Below are 23,683 nucleotides of genomic sequence, written 5' to 3' on the forward strand. Positions count from 1 at the left end.
TGCGCCGGAAAAGGTTCACGGCCGGCGCGCCAATCGGATTTGCCTTTGCGAGAGAGGCTCGCTAGAAGCACCTGCCATGACTGAACGCATCGCCCTCTATGCTGGCTCCTTCGACCCGCTGACCAACGGCCATCTCGATGTGCTGAAGGCGTCGCTGGCGGTGGCCGATATCGTTTATGCGGCGATCGGCATCCATCCGGGCAAGCGACCGCTGTTTTCCTTCGAGGAGCGGGTGAAGCTGATCGAGACGGCGACGAAGGCGGAATTCGGCAGCGACGGCGCCCGCATCAAGGTCGTCGCCTTCGACGGGCTGGTCATCGAGGCGGCCAGGAAGCAGGGCGCCTCGATCATGATCCGCGGCCTGCGTGACGGCACCGATCTCGACTATGAGATGCAGATGGCCGGTATGAACGAGACCATGGCGCCTGAACTGCAGACGGTTTTTCTACCCGCCAGCCCTTCCGTGCGCACCATTACCGCCACACTTGTCCGGCAGATTGCCTCGATGGGAGGCGACATCCGCCCCTTCGTGCCGGCGGCTGTCGCTGGCGCGCTCACCGCCAAATTCAAGAAATAAGACCCCGGAGACAGATATGCAGCTGAAAAAGCTCGCCTCGTTCCTCGTTGTGCTTGCCGGTCTTGTGACCGCGTCGGTCTCGGCTTTCGCCGCCGACCCGGAAAACACCATGATCATCACGCTGAAGGACGGCGACGTCACCATTGCGCTGAGGCCCGATCTCGCGCCCAAGCACGTCGCCCAGATCAAGAAGCTGGTGCGCCAGGGCGCCTATGACAACGTCGCCTTTCACCGCGTCATCGACGGCTTCATGGCGCAGACCGGCGACGTCAAGTTCGGCAATATGAAGAAGGGTTTCAGCGCCGAGGCCGTCGGCACCGGTGGTTCCGATCTGCCCGACCTGCCGGCCGAATTCTCGCAGACCGAACACTACAAGCGCGGCGTGGTCGGCATGGCCCGCTCGCAAGACCCCAACTCCGCCAATTCGCAGTTCTTCATCATGTTCGCGCCGGCGCCGCCGCTCGATGGCCAGTACACCATCGTCGGCAATGTCGTCAGCGGCATGGAGCTGGTGGACCACATCAAGAAGGGCGACCAGGCGGACAACGGCACGGTCAGCGACCCGGACCGGATGATCAAAGTGCGCATCGCCGCCGACAAATAACTCTGTTTTCTCAAAAGGATATCTGACATGGCCGAAATCAAGGACCGCGAGAACGCGCTCATCATGGAAACGACCAAGGGCAAGGTCGTCATCGAACTTTTCCCCGACCTGGCGCCCGGCCATGTCTCCCGCATCAAGGAACTGGCCCGCGAAGGCGCCTATGACGGCGTGGTCTTCCACCGCGTCATCGAGGGCTTCATGGCGCAGACCGGCGACGTCAAGTTCGGCAATTCCTCGAAACCGACATTTGCTCCATCCCGCGCGGGCATGGGCGGTTCGGAAAAGCCGGACCTGAAGGCTGAATTCTCCAACGCCAACCATGGCCGCGGCACCTGCTCGATGGCCCGTTCGCAGAACCCGAACTCGGCCAATTCGCAGTTCTTCATCTGCTTCGACGATGCCGCCTTCCTCAACCGTCAGTACACGGTCTGGGGCCAGGTCATCGAAGGCATGGACAATGTCGACAAGATCAAGCGCGGCGAGCCGGTGCAGGACCCCGACAGGATCGTGTCGCTGAAGGTCGCGGCCGACGTCAAGTAAGGGTAATCGACAATGATGGGCGTCGTCTGGTCGCTTCTCGGCATCCTGTCCGGCGCCTTTATTGCCATTCAGGCGCCGATCAATTCGCAGCTGGCGCGCGACCTGGGTCTCCCGGTCGCGGCGGCTGCGTTTTCGTTCCTGTCGGGCGCGATCGTGCTCGGTGTCATCTCCGTTGCGGTGGTCAAGCTGCAAGGCATCTCGCTCGACTGGAAGGCGCCGGCGCCCTGGCTGTTCGTGGCCGGCGGCATGCTCGGCGGCTTCTATGTCACACTGTCGACGATTTTGACGCCACGAATCGGCGCCGCCGCGCTGATGGCGTTTCTGGTGGCTGGCCAGTTGCTGGCTGGCATGCTCATCGACCGCGTCGGCTTCCTCGGCGTCGCGGTGCGTGAAATCTCGCTCGGCCGCATCGCCGGCGCGGTGCTGCTGCTGGCGGGAGCGCTGCTCGTCCGGCTCTACTGATGCGCGTCGATCTCTTTGACTTCGACCTGCCGGAGGAGCGCATCGCGCTTCGCCCTGCGGAACCGCGCGACAGCGCCAAGATGCTGGTGGTCAAACCCGGCGAAGGGCTGGACGACCGCGGGGTTGGCGACCTGCCATCCTTGCTGAGGGCCGGCGACGTACTGGTGTTCAACGACACCAAGGTCATTCCGGCGCAGCTCAAAGGCATCAGGCGGCGCGGCGAGGCGGCGGCGCAAGTCGAGGCCACGCTGCACATGCGAATGGCGCCGGACCGCTGGCTGGCCTTCATGCGGCCGGGCAAGCGCATCGCCGCAGGCGACCGCATCCATTTCGGCCATGACGGCAATTCCTGTTTCCTCGGTCAGCTCGACGCCACCGTGATCGAGAAAGGAGAGGGCGGCGAGGCGCTGCTCGGCTTCGACCTGTCGGGACCTTTCCTCGACGAGGCGCTGCATGCGGTCGGCCACATTCCGCTGCCGCCCTATATCGCTTCGAAGCGCGACGACGACGAACGCGACCGCGCCGACTACCAGACCATCTATGCCCGGGAGGAAGGCGCCGTCGCGGCACCGACAGCAGGCCTGCATTTCACGCCGGAGCTCTTTGCAGCGCTTGACGCCAAGGGCATCGAACGCCGCTTCGTCACCTTGCATGTCGGCGCCGGCACGTTCCTGCCGGTGAAGGCGGACGACACCGCCGACCACAAGATGCATGCAGAGACCGGTTCGGTCAGTGAGGCCGCTGCGGATGCCCTGAATGCCGCAAGAGCAAGGGGCGGGCGCATCGTTGCTGTCGGCACGACCTCGCTGCGCCTGCTGGAGAGCGCCGCCCTGGCAGATGGCACGCTCGCCGAATGGTCCGGCCCGACCGACATCTTCATAACGCCCGGCTATCGCTTTCGCACCGCCGACATGCTGATGACCAATTTCCATCTGCCGCGCTCGACGCTGTTCATGCTGGTTTCGGCCTTCAGCGGCCTCGACACGATGCGTGCGGCCTATGCGCATGCGATCGAGAACCGCTACAGATTCTATTCCTATGGCGACGCAAGCCTGCTTTTTCGGGCGGAGACGAGCGATGGACGATGATCTCGAGAGCCTGGACCACGATGCCCTGATCGCGGAGGTGAAAAAACTGCGCGCCGGCATTCGCCAGCATCGCGATGCGACCGGCCATGATCTGTGCTGGCATCACCCCGATCTGTGGGACCTTCTGCCGGAAAAAACCGAACCGGCAATCGCCGTGCCACCCTGACCCAAATTCATGCGCGGCTGCATCCACTACCGCCAGTCGCTCGACAAGCAGGCACCGGGCGCTCCGGTCCACGACAAGGAATTCAATGGCTAAGCCGTTCAGCTTCAAGGTTCTGGCGACTGACGGCAAGGCGCGGCGCGGTGTGATCGACATGCCGCGCGGTGAAATCCGCACGCCGGCCTTCATGCCGGTCGGCACCGGCGGCACCGTCAAGGCGATGTATATGGACCAGGTGCGCGGTGTCGGCGCCGACATCATCCTGGGCAACACCTACCATCTGATGCTGCGGCCCGGCGCCGAGCGCGTGGCGCGGCTCGGCGGCTTGCACGAATTCGCCCGCTGGCCGCATCCGATCCTGACCGACAGTGGCGGCTTTCAGGTGATGTCGCTGTCGAAGCTGAGAAAGCTGACCGAAAAGGGTGTCACCTTCCGCTCGCATATCGATGGCGCCGCTTACGAGATGTCGCCAGAGCGCTCGATCGAGATTCAAGGATTGCTCGATTCCGACATCCAGATGCAGCTTGATGAATGCACGGCGTTGCCGGCTGAGACGAAGGAGATCGAGCGCGCCATGGAGTTGTCGCTGCGCTGGGCCGAGCGCTGCAAGACGGCGTTCGGCGACCAGCCGGGCAAGGCGATGTTCGGCATCGTGCAAGGTGGTGACAATGCAGCGCTGCGGGTGCGTTCGGCGCAGGCGCTGAGCGCGATGGAACTGAAGGGCTATGCCGTTGGCGGCCTTGCCGTTGGCGAGCCGCAAGCAGTGATGCTCGAAATGCTCGACATCACCTGTCCGGAACTGCCAGCAGACAAACCGCGCTATCTGATGGGCGTCGGCACGCCGGACGATATCCTGAAATCGGTGGCGCGCGGCATCGATATGTTCGACTGCGTTATGCCGACGCGGGCCGGCCGGCACGGTCTTGCCTATACAAGGCGCGGCAAGGTCAATCTGCGCAACGCCCGCCATGCCGACGATCCGCGCCCGCTCGATGAGGAAAGCGACTGCCCGGCCGCCCGGGACTATTCGCGCGCCTATCTGCATCATCTGGTGCGCTCGCAGGAAGCGCTTGGCGCCATGCTTTTGACGTGGAACAACCTTTCCTACTACCAGAAACTGATGCAGGACATCCGCGCCGGGATCGAGGCCGGCACCTTCGAGGCGCGCGGCGCAGAAATCACCGAGGGCTGGGCGAGGGGCGATATCCCGTTGCTGTGAGGCCTCAGGTGCTGAGCGAATTCGACGCGCGCAGGCTGCAGCCGGTGATCTGGAATGTGCCGTCGGGCTGTTGCTGCAACGTGTAGACGGCCTCGTAGTCCTTGCCGTCGGGGCCGACGATCAGCACCTGCTGGACGATCGAACCCGGAGCCGTCTCCTCGACCTTGCCGAAGGAATAGGTCCGCGGCCTGCGCACCGGCGGGTAGCCGTTTGTCACCATGTTCATGAAGGCGTCGACGGTCTGGAAAATCCGTTTCACATTCGGGGCGGCGAAGCTGTAGGCGGTGACGCCGTCATTGGCGATGAGGGCCTTCAACTGACCGTCAATGACGGACTGTCCTGCCTTGATCTCGGCATCACCGGCGAATGCCAACGACGCGCAGAGGAATGGAACGACTGCGAATGCGAAAAAGGCGCGGCGCATGGCCTGTCTCCGTTGTCCCGCGAAATATCCTCAAAAACAGTGCTGTCCGAGGACGCATCATAACATACGCTTGGCAGCGCATTGCGGTTTCAGCGATTGCGATTATTCGCCAGCTGCGGGGTACGCCGGCCCTAGCGGTCGGCGGCAGGCTGTTCAAGCGCGGCAGGCCGGTGGCAGAGCTGCAAGAGGTGGTAGCCCAGGTCCGAGCCGGCTGAGCATTCATTCCAGCGCTTGAAAGCCCGCCTCCAGTCTGCCAGAAGGGCCGCTTGGACTTGGACGTTTAGCGGGACGAAGCCATGAAGGCGTTTTTCGTGCAGATCAAATGCGAGCTCGGCAAATCCTATGAGGTTGCCAGCGCGCTTGCCGATGCCGAGATCGCCTCGGAAATCTACTCCACTGCCGGCAACTACGATCTGCTCGCCAAATTCTATGTCGACGACGAGGAAGATGTCGGCCATTTCGTCAACGAAAAGGTGCAGATTCTCCCCGGCATCAAGGACACGTTCACCGTGGTAACGTTCCGCGCCTTTTAGTCATCGGGCACACTTGCTCGGCCACGAGGCAAAGCCTGATCAAGTCATATTTCGGCTGCCTCAATTTTAGGCGGCAGCAACATACTGATCGCCCGCATCTCCCAAATCACCGATTACGCTTGATTTTCTCAGGCTACGCCAGTGAAATGGCGTCACAGGGGAGTAGGCGATTGGCAGCGTTCGATGAAATGCTTCCGGAAGTCTCCGGATTGAGAAGACCGTATTCGGCTTATGATCGCTGGCTGAAGGAGCAGGATCCGGCCAGGTTGACCGAGAAGATGCAGGACGCCGAACGCGTCTTCCGCAAGACCGGCATCACCTTCGCCGTCTACGGCGAGCAGGAAGCCTCCGAACGCCTGATCCCGTTCGACATCGTTCCCCGCATCATTTCAGGCAATGAATGGCGCCGCCTCACGCAAGGCATCGAGCAGCGCGTGCAGGCGCTGAACGCTTTCCTCGACGATATCTACCATCGCCAGGAGATTCTGCGGGCAGGGCGCGTTCCCAGTGAGTTGATCGCCAGGAACGAGGCATTCCTGCCGGAAATGATAGGGGTCAGGCCGCCGGCCGGCGTCTACACCCACATCATCGGCGTCGACATCGTCCGCATTAGTGAGGACGAATTCTACGTGCTGGAGGACAATGCGCGCACGCCGTCGGGTGTCTCCTACATGCTGGAGAACCGCGAGACGATGATGCAGCTGTTTCCCGAGCTGTTCCAGAAGATCAAGGTGCGTCCGGTGGAAAACTACCCGCAGCTTCTGCGCCAGTCGCTGGCGGCGGTGCGGCCGCAAAGCACCAAGGGCGCGCCGACCATTGCGGTGCTGACGCCCGGCAGCTTCAACTCCGCCTATTTCGAACACGCCTTCCTCGCCGACCAGATGGGCGTGCAGTTGGTCGAGGGCCAGGATCTGCGTGTCGTCGATGGCCATGTCGCGATGCGCACGACCGAAGGCTACAAACAGATCGACGTGCTCTATCGGCGGGTGGACGATTCTTATCTGGACCCGCTGACGTTTCGGCCGGACTCGGCGCTTGGCGTGCCTGGCATCATGGATGTCTATCGGGCCGGCAACATCACCATCGCCAATGCGCCGGGCACCGGTATCGCAGATGACAAGGCGATCTATTCCTACATGCCCGAGATCATCGAATTCTACACCGGCCGCAAGGCGATCCTCGGCAACATTCCGACCTGGCGCTGCTCGGAGCCGGACAGCCTGAAATACGTGCTCGAACACATCGACGAGCTGGTGATCAAGGAAGTGCATGGTTCCGGCGGTTACGGCATGCTGGTCGGGCCGGCGGCCACCAAGAAGGAATGCGAGACATTTGCCAAGAAACTGGCGGCAAAACCTTCGAATTACATCGCCCAACCGACACTGGCCCTGTCGACATGCCCGATCCTTACGGAAAAGGGGCTGGCGCCACGCCACGTCGATCTCAGGCCTTATGTGCTGGTCTCCGATCGCATCCAGATCGTGCCCGGCGGGCTGACCCGCGTCGCGCTCAAGGAAGGCTCGCTGGTGGTCAATTCCTCGCAGGGCGGCGGCACCAAGGACACATGGGTGCTGGATGACTGATTTTCATTTGAAGGTTCTTGTATGCTTTTAGGCCGCACCGCCAACGGGCTTTACTGGATGAACCGCTACATCGAGCGGGCCGAGAATATGGCGCGGCTGGTCGATGCCGGCCTCCGCATGGCGCTGACTCGTACCCAGAGCGCCTCGGAAGAGTGGAATTCGGTGCTGCTCAGCGCTGGTTCCGACGTCACCTTCAGCCAGAAATATTCTGACTATACCGCCGCCAATGTCGCCGACTTCCTGTTGCGCGACACGTCGAACCCGTCGAGCACGATGTCGTCGATCGAGACGGCCCGCAACAATGCCCGCATGGTGCGCACCGCGCTGACGCGCGAAACCTGGGAAAGTATCAACGAAGCCTGGATGGCGCTGAAGCGGATGCTGGCCAGGCCGATCGACGAGCGCGACCTGCCCAGCGTGCTCGACGCGATCAAGCGCGAGACGGCGCTGATCCGCGGCTCGTTCTACGGCACCATGCTGCGCAACGAGATCTTCGACTTCTCGCAACTCGGCACCTATGTCGAGCGCGCCGACAACACGGCGCGCATCCTCGACGTGAAATACTACGTGCTCCTGCCGTCGATCTCCTGGGTTGGCTCGACGCTCGACAACTACCAGTGGGAATCGATCCTGCGTTCGGTCTCGGCGCATCGTTCCTACCGCTGGGTCTATGACGCCGATTACAAGCCGACCAACATTGCCGACTATCTGATCCTCAATGTTCGCATGCCGCGTTCGCTGACCTTCTGCTATCGCTTCCTGTCGGAGCATCTGAAATTCCTCGGCGACGATTACGGCGAGCGCCATGCCTGCCACGCAACGGCCGAGAAGACGCAGACAATGCTGAGAGCCGGGTCGATCAAGGATATTTTCGATACTGGCCTGCATGAATTCCTGGCCAAGTTCATTCGCGACAACACCAAGCTCGGCGACGAAATCGCACAAGATTACCGGTTCAATTGAGCATGATCCTGAGAAGTGGGAATCGGTTTTCGGATAAGATCATGCTCACAAACGGAAAAAAAGCATGCGGCTGAAGATCACCCACCGGACCGAATACCGCTACGACGCACCGGTGCACTATCTGTTGCAGCGGCTGCGGCTGCTTCCGGTCAGCGGATCGACGCAGACCGTTCTGTCCTGGGCGCTGGCCATCGAAGGCGCGCGCGAAGAGGTTCACTTTGTCGACCATTTCGGCAATGACACAAGGCTGTTGAGCGTCGAGGGCGAGCGCGACTTCATCACCGTGGAAGCATCAGGCGAAGTGGTGACGCGCGACACCGCGGGTGTCTCGGGACCACACCAGGGCTTTACGCCGCTCTGGCTGTACAGCCATGAAACACCATTGACGACGATCGGCAGCGGTGTTCGCGAACTCGCTGCATCGGTCGGCAAGGGCACCGACATCGAGAGGCTTCACCGGCTGATGGCTGTCATTGGCGAGCGCGTTGCCTACACGCCCGGCACCACCAATGCGACGACGCCGGCGGAGCAAGCCTTGGCGCTCAAGACCGGTGTCTGCCAGGATCACACCCATATCTTTGCCGCCGCGGCGCGCGCCATGGGCTTTCCGGCCCGCTATGTCAGCGGCTATCTGATGCTGGATGCGACGGTCGAGCAGGCTGCAAGTCACGCCTGGGCCGAAGCGCATGTTTCTGGTCTCGGCTGGGTTGCCTTCGATGCCGCCAATGGCATTTCGCCTGACGAGCGCTATGTAAAGGTGGCAACGGGCCGCGACTACCGCGACGCCACGCCGGTGTCGGGAATTCGGCTGGGACAGGCGGAAGAACAGCTTGCGGTCACCGTTACGGTGGAGCAGTAATCCTTCGCAAGATTGCTGCCAGAGCGATTCATCGTTTCAAGGAAACGCCGAACCGCTCTATCCCTTTGTTTTAACGCAATTCCGGACGGAAAACCGCTTCACACTTTTCCTGGAATTGCTCTAGAAGAGATTCCATGACTTATTGCGTTGGCCTGAAGATCGATCGCGGGCTCGTGTTCATGTCGGACACGCGCACCAATGCCGGCATGGATTCGATTTCCACCTTCCGCAAGATGCATATCTGGGAGCAGCCGGGCGAGCGCGTCATCGTTTTGATGTCGGCGGGCAACCTGGCGACGACGCAGGCGGTGGTCAGCCTGCTCGACGAACGCACCAAGGCAATTGCCGACCGTCACGCCACCCTTCTGGAGACGCCGTCGATGTATCAGACGGTGCGGCTGGTCGGCGATACGGTCAAGGAGGTCATCGCCAGTTCGTCGCCTGCGGGCGAGAAGGCGGATTCCTACTTCAATGCTTCCTTCATCCTCGGCGGCCAGATCAAAGGCAGCGAGCCGCGCCTGTTCATGATCTATCCCGAAGGCAATTTCATCGAATCGACCGACGACACTCCGTTTTTCCAGATCGGCGAGACCAAATACGGCAAGCCGATCATCATCCGTGCCTATGAAAAGACGATGAGCCTCGCCGAGACGGTGAAGCTGCTTTTGGTGTCGTTCGATTCAACGCTGAAGTCGAACTTGTCCGTCGGCTTGCCGCTCGACCTGCTCTTCCTGGAGATGGACGCCTTCAAGGTCGGGTTGAAGAAACGGATCAGCCAGGACGACCAGTATTACCGAACGATCTCGGACGGCTGGTCGAATGCGCTGAAGACGGCCTTTGCCAGCCTGCCGGATTTCCCTGGCTAGGGTGCGCGACGTTCGCCGGCGGCGGTTGCATGTATTTCACGCGTTAATTAATAAAGAGGCCGGCCGGTATGGATGGCGGCGAGGCATCATGTCGGGAGGACAGGATGAACAACGATGATTTCCGGCAATGGTCGCGGCGCGCCGCCGACTGGGGCGCCGACTACCGCAGCACGCTGCGCGACCGTCCGGTGCGGCCGCTGGTCGAGCCCGGCGACATTTTCAAAAGCATAGAGGCTTCGCCACCCGAAGACGCCGAACCGATGGACCGAATCTTCGCCGACTTCGAAGAGAAGATCTTGCCGGGAATGACACATTGGCAGCATCCGCGCTTCTTCGCCTATTTCCCGGCCAATGCGGCGCCGGTTTCGGTGGTGGCGGAATATCTGGTTTCGGCGATGGCCGCGCAATGCATGCTCTGGCAGACCTCGCCGGCAGCGACAGAACTCGAAACGCGCACCGTCGACTGGATGCGCCAGGCGCTCGGTTTGCCCGAAGGGTTCGCCGGGGTGATCCAGGATTCGGCCTCGTCGGCGACACTGGCCGCGGTGCTGACTATGCGCGAACGGGCACTCGACTGGCAAGGCAACAGGCAAGGCCTGGCGGGGCAGGCGCGGCTGCGCATCTATTCCTCCGATCAGGTGCACACGTCGATCGATCGGGCGATCTGGGTGTCAGGCATCGGCGAGGACAATCTCGTGCGCATTCCGGTCGGCGGCCGCTTTCGCGCCATGGACACGGCAGCGCTCGAGGCGGCAATCGTTGCCGACCGGGAAGCCGGCATGGTGCCGGCCGGGATCATCTCCAGCGTTGGTGGCACGAGCATCGGCGGCACCGACGACATCGCTGCGGCTGCCGAGGTGGCGAGGCGGCATGGGCTTTATCTTCATGTCGATGCGGCCTGGGCCGGGTCGGCGATGATTTGCCCCGAGTATCGCCATTTCTGGGCCGGCGCCGAGCTGGCGGACTCCGTTGTCTTCAACCCGCATAAATGGCTGGGCGCACAGTTCGACTGCTCTATCCATTCCTGCGTGACCCCGAAAGCCATGTGAGGACGCTGGCTATCAAGCCGGATTATCTCAAGACACACGGTCATGACGGCATCATGAATTATTCCGAATGGTCGGTGCCGCTCGGCAGGCGCTTCCGCGCGCTGAAATTGTGGTTCCTGCTGCGCGCCCATGGTTTGGAAAGCCTGCGCATGATGATCCGCAATCATGTCGCGTGGAGCGAAGGGCTTGCCGCGCGGCTGGCAAAGGAACCAGATTTCGAGATCGTCAGCGAGCCGATGCTGTCGCTGTTCTCGTTCCGGCACAAGGCGGCATCTGGCACTGATGCGGACGCGCACAATCTGCGGCTGGTCAATGCGATCAACGATGATGGCCGCATCTACCTGACGCAGACGAGGGTCGATGGACTGATAGCAATCCGTTTTCAAGTCGGCCAGTTCGAAGCGACCGCCGACGATGTCGATATGGCTTTCACCGTCATCACGGAAATGGCGCGTGCAATGCCTTGATCAGGCGCCATCTGGTTTGCGTTCGCATTTGCCTTGGCAGTCACATGCATTTCATTAGCCGGCTTATGCCTTTTCATCGGTTTCGTTTTCGACTATAGACAAGAAAAACGAAAACGGGAGGTTGCCTATGTATCTGTCGCCACGCCATGCCGAAATCATCCAGATGGCCAAGGATCATGGTCGCGTGCTGGTCGATGACCTGGCCACCCACTTCAATGTGACGCCGCAGACCATACGCAAGGATCTCAACGATTTGTGCGACCAGCGGCTGCTTTCGCGCATCCATGGCGGTGCGTTGTTCCCGTCCGGCATCGAGAACATGGAGTATGAGGCGAGGCGCAAGATCGCCGCCGACGAGAAGGAGGCGATCGGCCGTGCGGCAGCCAGGCTGATCCCCGACAATGCCTCGCTGTTCATCAACATCGGCACCACGACCGAGGCGGTCAGCAAGGCGCTGCTCGATCACAGCGGCCTCATGGTCATCACCAATAACATCAATGTTGCCAATAGGATGCGGATATATCCGTCGATCGAGGTGGTGATCGCCGGCGGGGTCGTGCGCGGTTCCGATGGCGGTGTGGTCGGCGAAGCGGCGGTCGACTTCATCAGGCAGTTCAAGGTCGACTATGCGGTGATCGGCGCATCCGCCATCGACCATGACGGCGCCTTGCTCGACTTCGATTTTCGCGAGGTCAAGGTGGCGCAGGCGATCATCGCCAACGCAAGGCATGTCATCCTGGTTTCCGACCAGACCAAATTCGAGCGAACCGCACCGGTGCGCATCGGCCACCTGTCGCAGGTCAACACCTTCATCACCGACCGTTGCGACATCCCGTCGGTGCGCAAGATCTGCCAGGAGTCCGAGGTTCAACTGATCGAGACGTCGCTCACCTGGGCGATTTCAACCTGATATCACGTGCTCGTGATATTTCGTTTGACATTCGTTATCATTTCGAAATAATTCCGACACGGTTTCGTAAAAGGCCAAAAATGGTGCAATGCGAAATCGTTGGAGGAACTTGTGGACTCATCTCCGATCCGTGACATTTTCGTCATAGGTGGCGGCATCAATGGCTGCGGTATTGCCCGCGATGCCGTCGGGCGTGGCTTTTCCGTCTTTCTCGCCGAGATGAACGACCTGGCCAGCGGGACCTCCTCAGGCTCGACCAAGTTGATCCATGGCGGGCTTCGCTATCTTGAATTCTACGAATTTCGCCTGGTGCGCGAGGCGCTGATGGAGCGCGAGGTTCTGTGGAAGAACGCGCCGCATATCATCTGGCCGATGCGCTTCGTGTTGCCCTATGCCAAGGGCCTGCGTCCGGCCTGGCTGATCAGGCTCGGTCTCTTCCTCTACGACCACATTGGTGGGCGCAAATTGCTGCCGGCGACCAGGACGCTGGACATGGCCAGGGATCCGGCCGGCAAGCCTTTGAAGCCGCTGTTCAAAAAGGCCTTCGAGTATTCGGATGGCTGGGTCAATGACGCGCGGCTGGTGGCGCTGAACGCGCGTGATGCCGCCGATCGTGGGGCGACGATCCGCACCCGTACGAAAGTGGTCGGCGCGCGCCGCGAAAACGGTTTGTGGACGGTCCAGATCGAGGACCTGCAGACGGGCGAGACCGAGGAGATCAGGGCTCGCCTGCTGGTCAATGCCGCCGGCCCCTGGGTCGATCATGTGCTTTCGGGCGTCGTCGGCCTCAACGATGTGCACAATGTCCGCCTCGTGCAGGGCAGCCACATCGTCATCGCCAAGAAATTCGACGATCCGCGCGCCTATTTCTTCCAGAACAAGGATGGCCGCATCATCTTCGCCATTCCCTATGAGGAAGAGTTCACCCTGATCGGCACCACGGACCAGGATTACCCCGGCGATCCGCATGACGTGAAGATCAGCGACACCGAGATCGACTACCTCTGCGCCGCGGCAAGCGAATATTTCGCGCAACCGGTCAAGCGTTCGGACATCGTCTGGACCTATTCGGCCGTCCGCCCGCTGTATGATGACGGCGCCTCCAAGGCGCAGGAAGCGACGCGCGACTATGTGCTCAAGGCCGATGGCGGCGAGGGGGCTGCCCCGATCGTCAATGCCTTCGGCGGCAAGATCACCACCTATCGCCGGCTGTCGGAATCGATGCTGGAAAAGATCGAGGGTTTTCTCGGCAAGCGCGGCAAACCATGGACGGCAAACGCGCCACTGCCGGGCGGCGATTTTCCGGCCACCGGTTTCGATGCCGAAGTGGCGAAACTGAAGACCGCCTATCCGTTCCTCGACGCGCGCCTGGCCCGCCGGCTGACCAGGCTCTACGGCACCCGCGCCAGGATGCTGTTGGGGCTGGCCAAATCGAATTCTGATCTCGGCCTTAACTTCGGCGCCGATCTTTATGAGGCCGAGGTGCGCTATCTTGTTCAAAACGAATGGGCGGTCACATCAGAAGATGTATTGTGGCGCCGGACCAAGCGCGGTTTGCATCTCAGCCGCGAGCAGGTGGCGGCTCTCGATGAATTCATGCGCGGCATAAGTCGGCGCCATGTCGCGGCTGCCGAATGAAGAGGGGTTTGAGCTGATGCAGAAGGCCTGGGAGGAGGCGTCATGCTGGAACTGAGAAACGTCACCAAGACGGTCGGTGCGGCAGAGCATATCCGCGATGTGTCGCTGACGCTCCAGCACGGCTCGCTCAACGTCCTGCTTGGACCTACGCTCTCCGGCAAGACCAGCCTGATGCGGCTGATGGCCGGCCTCGATGTGCCGACATCCGGTTCGATCTGGTTCGACGGCCAGAATGTCACCGGCGTGCCGGTGCAGAAGCGCAAGATCGCCATGGTCTACCAGCAGTTCATCAACTATCCGGCGATGACCGTCTATGAGAACATCGCTTCGCCGCTCAGGGTGGCCGGCACCGATCAGGCGAAGATAGACAAGGAAGTGCGCAATGCCGCCGCACTTCTCAAGCTGACACCCTATCTCGACCGCACGCCGCTCAGCCTGTCCGGCGGCCAGCAGCAGCGCACCGCACTGGCGCGCGCCATCGTCAAGAACGCCAGCCTGGTCCTGCTCGACGAGCCGCTCGCCAATCTCGACTACAAATTGCGCGAGGAACTGCGCGCCGAATTGCCCAGGATATTCGCCGCCGCCGGCACCATCTTCGTCTATGCCACGACCGAGCCGCACGAAGCCCTGCTGCTCGGCGGCAACACGGCGACGCTTTCTGAAGGGCGGATCACCCAGTTCGGATCGACCATCGAAGTGTTCCGCAAGCCGGCCGACCTGGTGACAGCCAGGACGTTTTCCGATCCACCGCTCAACACCATCGTGCTCGCCAAAAAGGGCCGGGATTTCCTGCTCGAGGGTGGCGTGAACCTGCCGGTGCCGGCTCAACTCTCCGGCATTTCCGACGCCATCTATACGATCGGCTTTCAGCCGCACCACCTGTCGCTCGAGCGGCCCAACGCGGCGGCGGTGCCGGTGCGGGCCAAGGTGACGATCACCGAGATCACCGGGTCGGAGAGTTTCATCCATCTCGATTTTGCCGATGCGCGCTGGGTCATGCTGACCCACGGCATTCGCGATTTCGAGCCTGACGAAGTGGTCGAGGTGTTCATCGATCCGCGCCACATCATGGTTTTCGACGAGCGCGGCCGCGCCGTGACCGCGCCAAAGCTGGCGGCTTAAGGGGAAAGAGATGGCGCGCATCGACGTCAACCATGTCAGGCATTCCTATCTGCCGAACCCGCGGAAGGATGCCGATTTCGCGCTCAAGGAAGTGCATCACACCTTCGAGGATGGCGGCGCCTATGCGCTGCTCGGGCCCTCGGGCTGCGGCAAGACCACACTGCTCAACATCATTTCGGGATTGCTTCATCCCTCGCATGGCCAGCTGCTGTTCAACGGCAAGGACGTGACCAACCTGTCGACGCAGGAGCGCAACATCGCGCAGGTGTTCCAGTTCCCGGTCATCTACGACACCATGACCGTCTACGACAATCTGGCCTTCCCGCTGCGCAACCGCGACGTGCCGGAAGCCGATGTCGACCGCAAGGTGTGCGAGACGCTGGAGATGATCGATCTGGCGTCCTGGGCGAAGAAGAAGGCGAGGGGGCTGACCGCCGACCAGAAGCAGAAGATATCGCTCGGCCGCGGACTGGTGCGCTCGGACGTCAACGCAATCCTGTTCGACGAGCCGCTGACCGTCATCGACCCGCACATGAAGTGGGTGCTCCGCTCGCAGCTGAAGCAGCTGCATCGCCGGTTCGGCTACACCATGGTCTACGTTACCCACGACCAGACCGAGGCTCTGACCTTCGCCGACCAGGTGGTGGTGATGTATGATGGCGGCATCGTGCAGATCGGCACGCCTGCCGAACTGTTCGAACGTCCGCGGCACACTTTTGTCGGCTATTTCATCGGCTCGCCGGGCATGAACGTCATGCCGGTGGCGATCGACGGCAAGACGGCAACGCTCGGCTCGCAGCGCATCGAATTGCCGGGCGCACCCAAGGCGGGCAGCGGCGCCATCGAGCTTGGCATCCGTCCCGAATATGTCCGGCTTGGCCGTGACGGTATGGCCGTTTCGATCAGCAAGGTCGAGGATCTCGGCCGTCACAAGGTGGTCCGCGCCAAGCTCGAAGGCCGCGATATCGCTGCCGTGATCGGTGAGGACGAAACCGTGCCAGCCGATCCGAAGGTGCGGTTCGATCCGGCCGGTATCAACATCTATGCCGATTCCTGGCGCGTCGAGATGGGGGCCTAGATGGAAAAGACCTGGAACAACAAGGCCTGGTTCCTGGTGCTGCCGGTGCTGGTGCTGGTGGCGTTCTCGGCGGTCATCCCGCTGATGACCGTCGTCAACTATTCGGTGCAGGACACTTTCGGCAACAACGTGTTCTTCTGGGCCGGCACCGAGTGGTTCGAGGAACTGCTCTCTTCCAGTCGCTTCTGGGAGGCGATGGTCCGCAACCTGATCTTCTCCTTCATCATCCTCGCCATCGAAGTGCCGCTCGGCATCTTCATCGCGCTCAACATGCCGAAAAAGGGCTGGGGCGTGCCGGTCTGCCTGGTGCTGATGGCGCTGCCGTTGCTGATCCCGTGGAACGTCGTCGGCACTATCTGGCAGGTCTTCGGGCGCAATGATATCGGCTTGCTCGGCTACTACGTCAACGCGCTCGGCATCGACTACAACTACGTACAGGATCCCTTCGACGCCTGGGTCACCGTCATCGTCATGGATGTCTGGCACTGGACCAGCCTCGTCGTGCTGCTCTGCTATGCCGGCTTGGTCTCCATTCCGGATGCCTTCTATCAGGCGGCCAAGATCGACGGCGCCTCACGCTGGGCGGTGTTTCGCTACATCCAGCTGCCTAAGATGAACCGGGTGCTGCTGATCGCCGTGCTGCTGCGCTTCATGGACAGCTTCATGATCTACACCGAGCCCTTCGTGGTGACGGGCGGCGGTCCCGGCAACTCGACAACGTTCCTGTCGATCGACCTCGTGAAGACGGCGCTCGGCCAGTTCGACCTCGGTCCGGCCGCGGCCATGTCGCTGGTCTACTTCCTCATCGTCCTTCTGTTGTCCTGGGTGTTCTACACCGTGATGACCAACTACGACGCGGAGCGCTGAGATGAGCGGCGCCAACGAAAGAACGACGAGGCAGGACAGAGTGAGCGAAACGACGGCTTCGGAAGGACTCGCCAGCGCAATGTCGCAGGACCAGATCGCGCGGCTGATGCGCCGTCGCGGCGAGGAATCGCGCTGGTGGTGGATCGTGCCGACGGTCTACATCATCGTGCTGCTGCTGCCGATATACTGGCTCATCAATATGAGCTTCAAGACCAATGGCGAGATCGTCTCTTCGCTGACGCTCTATCCGCATCAGCCTACGATCGCCAACTACGTCACCATCTTCACCGATGCATCCTGGTACTCGGGCTACATCAATTCGATCACCTATGTGGTGATGAACATGGTGATCTCGGTGGCTGCGGCGCTGCCGGCGGCCTACGCCTTCTCGCGCTACCGCTTCCTCGGCGACAAGCATTTGTTCTTCTGGCTGCTGACCAATCGCATGGCGCCGCCGGCGGTGTTCGCGCTGCCGTTCTTCCAGCTCTATTCGGCCTTCGGCCTGATCGACACGCACATCGCGGTGGCGCTGGCGCACTGCCTGTTCAACGTGCCGCTGGCGGTGTGGATCCTCGAAGGCTTCATGTCGGGCGTGCCGAAGGAGATCGATGAGACCGCCTATATCGACGGCTATTCGTTCCCGCGCTTCTTCGTCAGGATCTTCATGCCGCTGATCGCGAGCGGCATCGGTGTCGCCTGCTTCTTCTGCTTCATGTTCTCCTGGGTGGAACTGCTTATCGCGCGCACGCTGACCACCACCGACGCCAAGCCGATCGCCGCCACCATGACCCGCACCGTTTCGGCCGCCGGCATGGACTGGGGCCTGCTCGCCGCCGCCGGCGTGCTGACGCTGATCCCCGGCGCCCTCGTCATCTGGTTTGTACGCAACTACATCGCCAAGGGCTTTGCCCTGGGGAGGGTGTGACGATGAATTTCGACCTCACCTGGATGGCGTGGACCTGGCCGACGGCGGCCTTTTTCGGGACCATCTTTCTGCTGCTTTGCGGCATGGCGGCGTGGGAATACGCCTCGCCGGGCGGCAATCCGCGCGTTGGCGTGCTGCGCTTCGAGACAACGCGCGGCGACCGTCTTTTCCTGTCGCTGCTTGGCAGCGCCTTTATCCATCTCGCTTGGTTGGGTCTTGTCGGATCCAACCTGTGGTGGGCTCTCGCTCTCTCCGTGGTCTACGCCGTTGGCGTGTTCCGCTACGTATAGAGGGGGAAACTGTTGGAGCGACCGCGTGCCGGCGGCCGCTCCAGATCGCACTTGAAACCTGTAACGTGGAGGAAACACATGCGACGGCAATTTTTAACATCAACGACCGCCCTTGTCCTGTTGCTCGGGGTTGGCAATGCCTATGCCGGTATGGACGAGGCAAAAGCCTTCCTGGACAAGGAAATCGGTCCGCTTTCGACGCTCGACCGCGCCGGCCAGGAAGCCGAAATGCAATGGTTCATCGATGCCGCGAAGCCTTTCGCCGGCATGGATATCAAGGTCGTTTCGGAAACCATCGCCACACACCAGTATGAATCGCAGGTGCTGGCCCCGGCCTTTACCGCCATCACCGGCATCAAGATCACGCATGACGTCATCCAGGAAGGTGACGTCGTCGAGAAGATCCAGACCCAGATGCAGACCGGCCAAAATCTTTATGACGGCTGGGTCAACGATTCCGATCTGATCGGCACCCACTGGCGCTATCAGCAGGTGCGCAATCTGACCGACTGGATGGCGGGCGAGGGCAAGGATGTCACCAACCCGAACCTCGATCTGAAAGACTTTATCGGCACCTCGTTCACGACGGCACCGGACAAGAAGCTCTACCAGCTTCCCGACCAGCAGTTCGCGAATCTCTACTGGTTCCGTTACGACTGGTTCAATGATGAGAAGAACAAGGCGGACTTCAAGGCCAAGTACGGTTACGACCTTGGCGTTCCGGTCAACTGGTCGGCCTATGAAGATATCGCCGAGTTCTTCACCGGCCGCGAGATCGACGGCAAGAAGGTCTACGGCCACATGGACTACGGCAAGAAGGACCCGTCGCTCGGCTGGCGGTTCACCGACGCCTGGCTGTCGATGGCCGGCAATGGCGACAAGGGCCTGCCGAACGGTCTGCCGGTCGACGAATGGGGCATCAAGGTCGACGAGAATTCTCGGCCGGTCGGCTCCTGCACGGCACGCGGCGGCGACACCAATGGCCCGGCCGCGGTCTACTCGATCCAGAAGTACCTCGACTGGCTGAAGGCCTACGCACCGGCCGAAGCCCAGGGCATGACCTTCTCTGAATCGGGCCCAGTTCCGGCGCAGGGCGCGGTTGCCCAGCAGATCTTCTGGTACACCGCCTTCACCGCTTCGATGGTCGATGCCGGCGCAAAGGCAGTTCTGAACGACGACGGCACGCCCAAGTGGCGCATGGCGCCGTCGCCGCATGGCGTGTACTGGAAGGACGGCATGAAGCTCGGCTATCAGGACGTCGGTTCCTGGACGCTGATGAAGTCGACACCGACCGACCGCGCCAAGGCTGCCTGGCTCTACGCGCAGTTCGTCACCTCGAAGACCGTCGACGTGAAGAAGAGCCATGTCGGTTTGACCTTCATCCGGCAGAGCACGATCGACGACAAGAGCTTCACCGAGCGTGCTCCGAAGCTCGGCGGCCTGATCGAGTTCTACCGCTCGCCGGCGCGTGTGCAGTGGTCGCCAACCGGCACCAACGTGCCTGACTATCCGAAGCTGGCACAGCTTTGGTGGCAGGCGATCGGCGATGCGTCGTCGGGTGCCAAGACGGCGCAGGAAGCAATGGACTCGCTTTGCGGCGAGCAGGAAAAGGTGATGAGCCGCATCGAGAAGTCGGGCGTCCAGGGCGATATCGGCCCGAAGATGGCCGAAGAGCATGACCTCGCCTACTGGAACGCCGACGCGGTCAAGAAAGGCAATCTCGCTCCTCAGTTGAAGATCGAGAACGAGAAGGAAAAGCCGATCACCATCAACTACGACGAACTGGTGAAGAGCTGGCAGAAGTAACCTTGGTGTCGGCGTTCGCGCCTTCATCATGAGAATAGGGGGAGGCGGCATCTTGCCGTCTCCCCTGTTTGTGTAAAGACTAAGCGGGGAGGCAGAATGACCGGATACATCCTTGCCATTGACCAGGGCACGACATCGACCCGGGCGATCCTGTTCGACGGCGATATGAAGGTTGCCGGCAGCGGGCAGAAGGAATTCACCCAGCATTATCCGGCCTCCGGCTGGGTCGAGCATGATCCCGAGGATATCTGGACGAGCGTGTTGACGACCGTAAAGGCGGCGCTGAAAAAGGCCGGCCGGCACGCTTCCGAGGTGGCGGCGCTCGGCATCACCAATCAGCGCGAAACCGTCGTCATCTGGGACAGGGCGACCGGCAAGCCGATCCACAATGCGATCGTCTGGCAGGACCGGCGCACCGCGCCGCTGTGCCAGAAACTCAAGAAACAGGGCTTGGAGAAGAAGTTCACCCGCGAGACCGGCCTGCTGCTCGATCCCTATTTTTCCGGCACCAAGATCGCCTGGATGTTGGACAAGGTGAAAGGTGCGAGAAAACGCGCCGAGAAGGGCGAATTGCTGGCCGGCACCATCGACAGTTTTTTGATCTGGCGGCTGACCGGCGGCAAGGTCCACGCCACGGACGCCACCAACGCCTCGCGCACGCTGGTCTACAACATCGCTGAGAATGCCTGGGATGGCGAGCTTCTGGCGATCCTCAACATCCCGGCGAAAATGCTTCCTGAGGTAAAAGACTGCGCCGATGACTATGGAATCACGGAGAAAAATCTCTTTGGCGCCGAGATAAGAATCCTCGGTGTCGCCGGTGACCAGCATGCGGCGACCATCGGCCAGGCCTGCTTTGAGCCAGGCATGATGAAGTCGACCTATGGCACCGGCTGTTTTGCGCTGCTCAACACAGGCAGCGACTTGGTGCGTTCGAAGAACCGGCTTCTGACCACCATCGCCTACCGGCTGAACGGCAAGACGACCTACGCACTGGAAGGCTCGATCTTCATTGCTGGCGCTGCCGTGCAATGGCTGCGCGATGGCATCAAGGTGATCGGCAAAGCCGAGCAGAGCGGCAAACTGGCGGCGGAAGCCGATCCGACGCAAAACGTCTACCTAGTGCCCGCCTTTGTCGGGCTCGGCGCACCGCATTGGGACGCCGAAGCGCGCGGCGCCATTTTCGGACTGACGCGCAATTCCGGGCCGGCGGAATTTGCCCGCGCCGCACTCGAAGCCGTGGCCTACCAGACGCGCGACCTGCTCGACGCCATGCGCAAGGACTGGAAGGGGGCTTCGGCCAAGACCGTGCTGCGGGTCGACGGCGGCATGGTTGCGTCGGACTGGACCATGCAGCGGCTAGCCGACATCCTCGATGCACCGGTCGACCGCCCGACCATTCTGGAGACGACCGCGCTGGGCGCCGCATGGCTGGCCGGCTCTAAGGCCGGCGTGTGGCCGGATGCCAGGAAATTCGCGAAAAGCTGGGCACTCGAACGGCGCTTCAAGCCGGACATGGAGACATCAACCCGTTCAGCCAAGCTCGCGGGCTGGCGGGATGCGGTGCGAAGGACGCTGAGCGCATAAGAAAGACCCGCGCTGTTTCCGGCGCGGGCCTTTTTACTCACCACTCACACTTAGGATCAATACGGCGAGCGGCACTCTTTGCGGGGGCCGTAATTCGGCTGGAACGTGTTGTCCGAAGAGCGGTAACTGCGATAGTGGTCGTAGCACCACTGCACATGCGAGTTGCCTTCATAGACGCGGTTGTTTTCACTGTTGATGATCGCGCCGGTGATCAGGGCGCCGGTGGCGAAGGCAGCCAGCGGGAACCAATTGTCGCCATGGCGCCGATAGCCGCGATGGTATTCGCGATAGCCGCGGTGGCCGTTCCAATACACGCCACGATCATTGTTACGGGCAAAGTTCCGATTGCCGTTGAAATTGCGGCTGAAGTTGCGGCGATCGCCGTGGCGCTTCCACTCAGGATATTGGGAGGGATGTTGGGCTGGCGTGTCGCCGGCTGCGACGTTCAGGATATTTGACGACGTCACCGGTGCCTGCGGCACGAACATTTGCGCTGCATTGGCCGGACCGGCGGCTGCCGCGAACGAAACTGACAATGTGGTCGCCAGTATACCCGATACGATTTTGTTCATTATTCTTCTCCTTCGAAGGGGTGATTGACGTCCCTTGTGGCGAGGAAACGGGCGAGGCGGCTTATAGTTCCCGGCGAAACTCCAAGTTACTGATTTGTAATGTTTCTCCGACCTGCTGGCTATGCGGCAGACCGGTCGCGCACTTGCTCTGCCGGGGCGGTGCCCCTCATGATCGAAGCGGCCCGTCAGGCCCGGTGTTCGTGCTGGAAAAGCCCGGCCTGCGAATGCTGTTTTTCCGGTTGACCGGTCGAGGCACTCTCCCTATGTTCCGCGCAATTTCGAGGGCCGCCTTTCGCGCCCGCGGGAGCGCGTAGCTCAGCCGGTAGAGCAACTGACTTTTAATCAGTAGGTCATGGGTTCGAATCCCATCGCGCTCACCAAAAATCGCTAGGTCCGTTCCGGACACATAGGTTACGGTTTATACCGGAGACATGGGTAAYACTTTTGGCCCGAAGGGGTTTTGGAGTGGTTCGAGCCTGCATGTCTCATCATCGAAATATCCCAAATCATAGTCCATGAAGGAAGCCAGCCAGATATGGTCCTCGACCTGTTTGATGCCGACGGTCTGGCCGGCGAAGACGAGGCTGAGATTGATCTTCTTGCGGTCGAAGCAGATGCGTCCGCATGTGGTGACGGTGACGGCCTTGTCGTGANACTTTTGGCCCGAAGGGGTTTTGGAGTGGTTCGAGCCTGCATGTCTCATCATCGAAATATCCCAAATCATAGTCCATGAAGGAAGCCAGCCAGATATGGTCCTCGACCTGTTTGACGCCGACGGTCTGGCCGGCGAAGACGAGGCTGAGATTGATCTTCTTGCGGTCGAAGCAGATGCGTCCGCATGTGGTGACGGTGACGGCCTTGTCGTGAAACGGATAATCGAGGTCAGGCAGGCCAGTGTAGGGGCGCGGTGACGGCTGATAGCGCTCGGCCGGACAGGCCATGTCGAGCGCCTGGTGCGGGCGCTCTGAGTTGAACTCGTYGATGAAGTCATCGAACTTGGCCTGCTGCTGAAGGAAGTTGGCGCCTGCCGGTTTGGTGGCCTCCTTCTTCAAGGTGAGGTGCATGCGCTCATGGCGCCCGTTCTGCTGTGGGCAGCCCGGCTTGATGCGCTCGATGTCGATGCCCAGGCGCAGCCACCAGACCGACAGCTTGCTGAGGTTGAACAGCGCATTGGGGCTGGCAAAGGGANGGGCAGCCCGGCTTGATGCGCTCGATGTCGATGCCCAGGCGCAGCCACCAGACCGACAGCTTGCTGAGGTTGAACAGCGCATTGGGGCTGGCAAAGGGAACGCCATTGTCGGTCCTGATCGCGTTGGGCAGGCCGAACTCCTTGAATACGCTCTCGAACACGGTGAAGGCATAGGCCTCCTTCGTGGTCGAGAGCGCTTCGCAGGCGATGAGATAACGGCTGGCGAAGTCGGTGATGGTCAGCGGATAGCAATAGCGCCGATCGGCGAGCATGAACTCGCCCTTGTAGTCGGCGCACCACAG

At 61.2% G+C, this 23,683-nt stretch carries 22 protein-coding genes, 1 tRNA gene and 4 pseudogenes; 23 read left to right on the forward strand and 4 right to left on the reverse strand.

The window, feature by feature from the left end; all coding sequences use genetic code 11:
• The first annotated feature begins 76 nt into the window (after positions 1–76).
• From coaD to tgt, 7 genes and pseudogenes are all read left to right on the forward strand, one after another.
• Positions 77–577, forward strand: coding sequence for a pantetheine-phosphate adenylyltransferase (coaD, locus tag ASD99_RS28950; protein ID WP_056582326.1), 501 nt, complete (start codon positions 77–79; stop codon positions 575–577).
• Between the two features lie 109 nt (positions 578–686).
• Complete coding sequence (locus tag ASD99_RS28955) at positions 687–1,181, forward strand: peptidylprolyl isomerase (protein WP_244482732.1); 495 nt, start codon at positions 687–689, stop codon at positions 1,179–1,181.
• Positions 1,182–1,208: 27 nt separating this feature from the next.
• Positions 1,209–1,721, forward strand: coding sequence for a peptidylprolyl isomerase (locus ASD99_RS28960; RefSeq protein ID WP_057145733.1), 513 nt, complete (start codon positions 1,209–1,211; stop codon positions 1,719–1,721).
• Between the two features lie 12 nt (positions 1,722–1,733).
• Positions 1,734–2,183, forward strand: a complete 450-nt coding sequence (locus ASD99_RS28965) for a DMT family transporter (protein ID WP_057145734.1) — start codon at positions 1,734–1,736, stop codon at positions 2,181–2,183.
• Positions 2,183–3,271 carry a tRNA preQ1(34) S-adenosylmethionine ribosyltransferase-isomerase QueA gene (gene queA / locus ASD99_RS28970; protein ID WP_056582334.1) on the forward strand — a complete coding sequence of 363 codons (1,089 nt, stop codon included), beginning with the start codon at positions 2,183–2,185 and terminating at the stop codon, positions 3,269–3,271. The genes ASD99_RS28965 and queA overlap by 1 nt, the downstream gene beginning before the upstream one ends.
• Positions 3,261–3,530 (forward strand): annotated as a pseudogene (locus tag ASD99_RS28975) (hypothetical protein). The gene queA and the pseudogene ASD99_RS28975 overlap by 11 nt, the downstream one beginning before the upstream one ends.
• Positions 3,523–4,653 carry a tRNA guanosine(34) transglycosylase Tgt gene (gene tgt, locus ASD99_RS28980; protein ID WP_056582337.1) on the forward strand — a complete coding sequence of 377 codons (1,131 nt, stop codon included), beginning with the start codon at positions 3,523–3,525 and terminating at the stop codon, positions 4,651–4,653. The pseudogene ASD99_RS28975 and the gene tgt overlap by 8 nt, the downstream one beginning before the upstream one ends.
• Positions 4,654–4,657: 4 nt before the next feature.
• On the opposite strand, the gene ASD99_RS28985 is transcribed toward tgt, so the two are convergent.
• Positions 4,658–5,077 (reverse strand): DUF4864 domain-containing protein, encoded by a 420-nt coding sequence (locus tag ASD99_RS28985; RefSeq protein WP_057145735.1) that lies wholly within the window; start codon positions 5,075–5,077, stop codon positions 4,658–4,660.
• A 296-nt stretch (positions 5,078–5,373) separates the two neighbouring features.
• Here ASD99_RS28985 and ASD99_RS28990 point away from each other — a divergent pair, with 296 nt between their 5' ends.
• The 15 genes and pseudogenes from ASD99_RS28990 to glpK all read left to right on the forward strand — a co-directional run bounded on the left by ASD99_RS28990 (position 5,374) and on the right by glpK (position 21,620).
• Entirely contained in the window at positions 5,374–5,610 is a 237-nt protein-coding gene (locus ASD99_RS28990) for an Lrp/AsnC family transcriptional regulator (RefSeq protein ID WP_010909609.1), read from the forward strand.
• Positions 5,611–5,780: 170 nt separating this feature from the next.
• A complete protein-coding gene (locus ASD99_RS28995) occupies positions 5,781–7,193 on the forward strand; it encodes a circularly permuted type 2 ATP-grasp protein (RefSeq protein ID WP_056582342.1) in 1,413 nt (470 codons plus the stop codon).
• A gap of 21 nt (positions 7,194–7,214) precedes the next feature.
• Positions 7,215–8,156, forward strand: a complete 942-nt coding sequence (locus ASD99_RS29000) for an alpha-E domain-containing protein (RefSeq protein WP_056582345.1) — start codon at positions 7,215–7,217, stop codon at positions 8,154–8,156.
• Positions 8,157–8,220: 64 nt separating this feature from the next.
• On the forward strand, positions 8,221–9,015 hold the full coding sequence (locus tag ASD99_RS29005; protein WP_057145736.1) for a transglutaminase family protein: 795 nt from the start codon (positions 8,221–8,223) through the stop codon (positions 9,013–9,015).
• Between the two features lie 134 nt (positions 9,016–9,149).
• Positions 9,150–9,881, forward strand: a complete 732-nt coding sequence (locus tag ASD99_RS29010) for a peptidase (RefSeq protein WP_056582347.1) — start codon at positions 9,150–9,152, stop codon at positions 9,879–9,881.
• A gap of 104 nt (positions 9,882–9,985) precedes the next feature.
• A pseudogene (locus ASD99_RS29015) lies at positions 9,986–11,397 on the forward strand (pyridoxal phosphate-dependent decarboxylase family protein).
• A gap of 127 nt (positions 11,398–11,524) precedes the next feature.
• Positions 11,525–12,307, forward strand: a complete 783-nt coding sequence (locus tag ASD99_RS29020) for a DeoR/GlpR family DNA-binding transcription regulator (RefSeq protein ID WP_057145737.1) — start codon at positions 11,525–11,527, stop codon at positions 12,305–12,307.
• Positions 12,308–12,418: 111 nt separating this feature from the next.
• Positions 12,419–13,945 carry a glycerol-3-phosphate dehydrogenase gene (gene glpD, locus ASD99_RS29025; protein WP_057145751.1) on the forward strand — a complete coding sequence of 509 codons (1,527 nt, stop codon included), beginning with the start codon at positions 12,419–12,421 and terminating at the stop codon, positions 13,943–13,945.
• 42 nt (positions 13,946–13,987) lie between these two features.
• Positions 13,988–15,067 (forward strand): ABC transporter ATP-binding protein, encoded by a 1,080-nt coding sequence (locus ASD99_RS29030; protein ID WP_056582356.1) that lies wholly within the window; start codon positions 13,988–13,990, stop codon positions 15,065–15,067.
• 10 nt (positions 15,068–15,077) lie between these two features.
• Positions 15,078–16,145, forward strand: coding sequence for an ABC transporter ATP-binding protein (locus ASD99_RS29035; protein ID WP_056582358.1), 1,068 nt, complete (start codon positions 15,078–15,080; stop codon positions 16,143–16,145).
• Complete coding sequence (locus ASD99_RS29040) at positions 16,146–17,012, forward strand: carbohydrate ABC transporter permease (RefSeq protein ID WP_057145738.1); 867 nt, start codon at positions 16,146–16,148, stop codon at positions 17,010–17,012. It abuts the gene before it with no gap.
• 1 nt (position 17,013) lies between these two features.
• Positions 17,014–17,937: a carbohydrate ABC transporter permease gene (locus tag ASD99_RS29045; RefSeq protein WP_057145739.1), complete on the forward strand. Its 924-nt coding sequence runs from the start codon at positions 17,014–17,016 to the stop codon at positions 17,935–17,937.
• 2 nt (positions 17,938–17,939) lie between these two features.
• Positions 17,940–18,227 carry a DUF2160 domain-containing protein gene (locus tag ASD99_RS29050; protein WP_057145740.1) on the forward strand — a complete coding sequence of 96 codons (288 nt, stop codon included), beginning with the start codon at positions 17,940–17,942 and terminating at the stop codon, positions 18,225–18,227.
• A 78-nt stretch (positions 18,228–18,305) separates the two neighbouring features.
• Positions 18,306–20,033 (forward strand): ABC transporter substrate-binding protein, encoded by a 1,728-nt coding sequence (locus ASD99_RS29055; RefSeq protein ID WP_057145741.1) that lies wholly within the window; start codon positions 18,306–18,308, stop codon positions 20,031–20,033.
• 96 nt (positions 20,034–20,129) lie between these two features.
• The gene (gene glpK, locus ASD99_RS29060; RefSeq protein ID WP_057145742.1) at positions 20,130–21,620 is read left to right on the forward strand and encodes a glycerol kinase GlpK; all 1,491 of its coding nucleotides are present in this window, start codon (positions 20,130–20,132) and stop codon (positions 21,618–21,620) included.
• Between the two features lie 56 nt (positions 21,621–21,676).
• On the opposite strand, the gene ASD99_RS29065 is transcribed toward glpK, so the two are convergent.
• The gene (locus ASD99_RS29065; RefSeq protein ID WP_056582370.1) at positions 21,677–22,192 is read right to left on the reverse strand and encodes a BA14K family protein; all 516 of its coding nucleotides are present in this window, start codon (positions 22,190–22,192) and stop codon (positions 21,677–21,679) included.
• Between the two features lie 304 nt (positions 22,193–22,496).
• On the opposite strand from ASD99_RS29065, the gene ASD99_RS29070 reads away from it, so the two are divergent.
• A tRNA-Lys gene (locus tag ASD99_RS29070) sits at positions 22,497–22,572 on the forward strand.
• A 274-nt stretch (positions 22,573–22,846) separates the two neighbouring features.
• On the opposite strand, the pseudogene ASD99_RS33745 reads toward ASD99_RS29070, so the two are convergent.
• A pseudogene (locus tag ASD99_RS33745) lies at positions 22,847–23,380 on the reverse strand (integrase core domain-containing protein); the annotation flags it as partial.
• Between the two features lies 1 nt (position 23,381).
• Positions 23,382–23,683 (reverse strand): annotated as a pseudogene (locus tag ASD99_RS33750) (DDE-type integrase/transposase/recombinase); the annotation flags it as partial.

The sequence above is a fragment of the Mesorhizobium sp. Root695 genome (assembly GCF_001428185.1).
In the GTDB taxonomy this organism is placed as follows: Bacteria; Pseudomonadota; Alphaproteobacteria; order Rhizobiales; family Rhizobiaceae; genus Mesorhizobium.